Origin of the sequence: Pyrobaculum sp. (genome assembly GCF_049971835.1) — an archaeon.
Taxonomy (GTDB): domain Archaea; phylum Thermoproteota; class Thermoprotei; order Thermoproteales; family Thermoproteaceae; genus Pyrobaculum.
In genome coordinates this window covers 1-1,284 of sequence record NZ_JBMFKV010000370.1, presented here as the reverse complement: position 1 = coordinate 1,284, position 1,284 = coordinate 1, and the positions used below count along the sequence as shown (strand labels likewise).

Annotated in this window: 1 protein-coding gene; it reads right to left on the bottom strand. The window is 60.4% G+C overall.

Going from position 1 to position 1,284, the window contains the following annotated elements; translation table 11 throughout:
• On the bottom strand, positions 1 to 1,202 hold a 1,202-nt coding region (locus tag ACP5J3_RS14730; protein ID WP_428496367.1), incomplete at its 3' end, for an APC family permease.
• Positions 1,203 to 1,284: the final 82 nt, after the last annotated feature.

The following is a 1,284-nucleotide window of genomic DNA, read 5'->3' as shown; positions in this document are numbered from 1 at the left end:
GGTATCAGCGCCATGGCTATCCACGCGGAGAGGGGGATCCCGGCGATGAGGGGTGTGCTGAAGGCGCCGTGTAGCGTCCCGCTTCTCGAGGCCTTGGCCAGGGCGAGGGCTACTAGTAGGTAGTTAATGAGGGAACCCAAGGCGTATATTGCGAGTATTATCTTCACCTCTCCTACGTAGATAAGCAGGAGAGATGTGGCGAATGCTATTGTGAGGGATATGTGGGGAGTTCTAAACCTCTTGTGGAGCTTGCGGAAGACGGGAGGTAGCAAGCCCTCGTCGGCTAGGATATACGTGAGCCGGGAGAAGGCTATGTAACCAGTCAGCGCCGCGGTGAGCATTATTGAGAAGATGTTGACAGCCACGAGGTAGTACAAGACGGGGTGCACCTTCTCGGCGAGTAGCACCGGCGCAATGGCGGGGTCCGCCAAGTCTTGTGGCGTCAGCACAGACATTATAGACGCCATAAGGCCCAGGGCGCCCAGCGCGCCGATGGCTATCAAAAGCACCGTAGCCCTGGGCACCTGCACCAGCGGCTCCCTCGCCTCCCCCGCCAGTTGACCAATGGCGTCTAGCCCAGTGAAGCCTCTGGAGAGGAGGGAGAGGGCGAAGACGAGGTTCGCCGCCTCCACGCCCCCCCAGTTGAAGAAGGGGGGCGGGGACGGCCTCAGGACGAGGGAGGCGGCTATTAGCGAAAACATCAAAGTCAAGTCCATCACCGCCACCAGCTTCCCCAACGCCGCGGACTCCCTAATCCCCACGAGGGTGAGGAGGAAGAGGACGCCGGAGAAGAGGAGGGCGAGCGGTATGTCGCCCCAGCCCGTCGCTCCGAACAGAAGCTTCAGCACAGTCCTCGCCGCATCTATCGTGCCGTACCCCACCATCACCACTTGGTCAAAGGCGAGCAACCACGTGGATAGGTAGGCCGCGGCTGCGCCGAAGGAGTACTTGACGTAGAGGTAGGAGCCGCCGGTCTCCGGGAAGCGTGACCCCATCTCGCCGTAGGTGAGCGCTATGGCGGCCATGAGCAGAACCCCGTAGATAGTGCCCACGAAGCTCCACAGCCCCGCCGCCAGCGCCACGTACCCAACCACGAAGTAGAAGGTGCTCTGCGAGTCGGCGTGCACCAAGGCGTACATGTCAAAAACGCCGAGCTTCCTCCTCAGCCACTGACGCGACAGCTCCCCCACGCCGTGCCACATCTAGACATTATTTAATTTTTATACTGGCTGTGGCTATCCCCTCTAGCCAACGTAGGCAAAGAAAAGCCGAGATTCTGCAACG